The organism is Streptomyces sp. FH025 (assembly GCF_017427025.1).
Lineage (GTDB): Bacteria > Actinomycetota > Actinomycetes > Streptomycetales > Streptomycetaceae > Kitasatospora.
In genome coordinates this window covers 1-3,069 of sequence record NZ_JAFLNG010000816.1, presented here as the reverse complement: position 1 = coordinate 3,069, position 3,069 = coordinate 1, and the positions used below count along the sequence as shown (strand labels likewise).

The following is a 3,069-nucleotide window of genomic DNA, read 5'->3' as shown; positions in this document are numbered from 1 at the left end:
CGCGCGGTCGACGCACGACGAAGCCGAGCATCAGGTTCCTCCCCCGGTCACGTCCCCGGCCGTATCCCGGCCTCGCCCATCGCCCCGATCCGGGCACATGGCGGCCGCAGTTGGACACCTGGCAGGCACATCGGCGCAGCGATCACCGGCGTTCGATCGCCGGATAGCGGACGATGTTGTCAGATTCGAACCATGAACGGAAGGAATTCGCACGAATCAAGTAAGTGATGAGCACATTCCCTGCGTTGACAACGTCTCCACCGGGGATCAGCCGCTGAAATGCCATGCACGCTTCACAACTCCGCCTTCACCGCACGTCTTTGACCAGGGAACCTTTCTTCATTGAATTTTCCGTTCGACACGGTGAACCCGCGAAGCCGACCCATCCGTTGACCCGGACGGAACCGGGTAGCCACCGCCCACAGGGGGCTGGGCCAGGCCGCTGAGGCCGTCACCCGCCCGTGTGGCGGGGCAGGTGAGGAGCTTGTTCGAGGAAGGTGTCGAGCACGCCGTCGGCGATTTTGACGGGCCCTTGGGGGCGGGTCGCGCCCGGCAGGGTGTGCAGGCGGGCGGCTTGTCCGGCGCGGTCGCGGGAGCGGGAGAAGAGCTGCTCGGCGCGGGCCGTGTCACCGTCGAGGCGGGCCAGCAGGGCGTCACTGGTGTCGGCCAGGGCCTGTCCCCACAGGGCGAGGGCGTCCAGCCAGGGTTTCGCCTCGGCCGCCAGGCCCGCGTCGGGCACATGGTCGCGGATCTGCTGCGGGGCGGCGGCCATGGAACGGGCGTAGCGGCCCAGTTCCTGTGCGGCGTGCTGTTGGCGGCCGGCCTTCCAGTCGGCCTGGAAGCGGTCGATGCGGGCCTGCAGTTCGGGGGCTTGGGGCTGCCAGGGGGTACCGTCCCAACTGGGGGCGAGGTGCTGGGTGTCGAAGAAGAGGGCCAGGGCGTCGGTGGTGGAGGGATCGCCTGCGGCGAGGTACCGGGCAGCGGCCCGGAGGCCGGCCTCGGGGGTGTAGGCGCGGGTGTTCCAGGCGTAGTCGGCGCCGGTGAACAGGACCGGCTTGCTGGCCGAGGCCTGGTTCATGGGGTTGAGGACGATGCCGGTGAGGTGTTCGTCCAGGGTGGGGGCGCGGCGTGCGTAGGGGGCGAGCAGCAGGCGTCCGGCCGCGTGGTCGTAGTCGTTGGTGGGGTAGTTGTCCCACAGGGTCACCTCACGGCCCCACACGTCCGTGGCGTCGTCGGCCTGCTGGACGGTGACGCTGGTGGGCACGACGTCCGCGCCGGTCCACATCATCGCGATCCGGCCGTCCAGTGTGCGGCGCAGTGTCTTCTTGTACGGAGTGTCCTTCAGGTCGCTGTACTGGGTGGGGACCATCTGCAGCGGTCGCACGTCGGGATGCTGGTCCACGAAGTCGTGCTGGAGGCGGTTGAGGAGTTCGCTCTGGGCTGCCGCCATGGCCTGTTCGTTCAGCGGTCCCCAGCGGGCCAGGTCCGCGGCGCAGCTCCACACCGGCAGCGGGTGGATGTCGTCGAAGGCCATCACGAAGTCGCGTATCCCCAGCTGGTACAGGGACCGCAGTTTGCCGGTGACGGCGGCGCGGTCGGCGGCCGAGCTGTAGCACATCGACTTGCCGGGAGAGAGCGCGTAGGTGAAGTCCACGTGGTTCTCGCGGGCGGCCCGGGCGAGTTCGGCCAGCTGCGCGGCCTGGGCGGCGGGGTAGTCCTCGCGCCACCGGTCGCGCTCATAGGGGTCGTCCTTGGGCGCGTACAGATACGTGTTGAGCTTCATCCGGCCGTAGAAGGCCAGTTGGTCCAGCCGCTGGGCCTGCGTCCAGGGAGTGCCGTAGAAGCCCTCGACCACGCCGCGCCGGGGGATGGAGGGGTAGTCCACCACCGTCGCTCCGCTGAGGGTCCTGCCGCGGATCAGCTGGGTGAAGGTCTGCGCCGCGTAGTAGACGCCGGCCGTGTCCTGCCCGGCCAGCACCATGCCGCTGCGGCCGTCCACCGTGCCGGAGGTGATCTGGTAGCCCTCGGCTGGAAGGCCGCCAGGACCGAAGGCTCCGCTGCGAGCCAGCAGTTCCCTGACGCGCGGAGCGTCGCGCCGGCCCAGAACCAGCGTCAACTCGGCTTGCCGGGAAGGTTGTTCCTCGACACGGGCGGTGCGCACCTCGGCCCCTGCCGCACGCAGCGCCTGGGTGACCACCTCCACCGCCTGGTCGTCGGCCCCGTCGTCATGGAGCACATCGACCCGGCGGGGAACGGGCAGGTCCGCACCGGTGCGGCGGATCTCGTGCGGCGTGGGCGACACCTCGGGCAGGTCGGGCCCGTCGACCGGGCCGGCAGTGATCGACGGGGCCGATGTCGCGGGCCTGGCGGACGGCGGGCCCTGGTCCCGGGGTGCGCATGCGGCGGCGGCACCCAAGGCCATCGCCACCGCCGTCGCGGTGGCGGCCCGCTTGACCCGCCTCACCGGCCGCTCCCGTGCGCGCGGTCGGTGCCTGCCTTCAGCAGGGACCAGGCGGCGACCAGCAGCACCAGGAACCAGCTGCTGGGAACGAGCAGGAAGAGCGAGGTGATCACGGAGGAGACGGGGTCACCGATCGGAAGAACCAGCCAGTACGCGGCAGCGCTGGTGACCACCAGGCCGAGGGTGCACAGCGGCCATATGAGCATCCCTGCGATCTTCGACCCCCTCGTCCACCCCGGGGCGAGCAGCCACACGACCGCCCCGATCAGCCAGCCCACGACGGGCAGGAGGTAACCGCCGAAGACCACCAGCAGGACGGCGACCACCTGGCGCCGGCTCCACCGCGGGAACGGCTGCTGCCCGCTCCCCCCGGATGACGCCTGGTCGGCGGCGGACGGCGGGAGGGACACGAGGGGATGTGTCACGGGCACTCCTTCTGCATCGGGCTGCGGCGGCCTCCCCCGGGCTGACCCTGGGAAGGAGGCATCTGTTCAGTTTGTGACGGAATAGGACGGTCGGCCGGTTCCCTCCGGATACGGCGGCCTTCCACGGCCGAGCGCCGCGAGCGCGTGGCCGCCGCCCTTGGTCGCTCCGACGTGGGTGGCGGT

2 protein-coding genes are annotated in these 3,069 nt (G+C 70.6%); both read right to left on the bottom strand.

The genetic code is table 11. The features are described 5' to 3' along the window. Positions 1-451: 451 nt before the first annotated feature. Positions 452-2,464, bottom strand: a complete 2,013-nt coding sequence (locus J0670_RS34305) for a beta-N-acetylglucosaminidase domain-containing protein (protein WP_307806819.1) — start codon at positions 2,462-2,464, stop codon at positions 452-454. Beyond that, positions 2,461-2,886, bottom strand: coding sequence for a hypothetical protein (locus J0670_RS34300; protein ID WP_243437931.1), 426 nt, complete (start codon positions 2,884-2,886; stop codon positions 2,461-2,463). The genes J0670_RS34305 and J0670_RS34300 overlap by 4 nt, the downstream gene beginning before the upstream one ends. Positions 2,887-3,069: the final 183 nt, after the last annotated feature.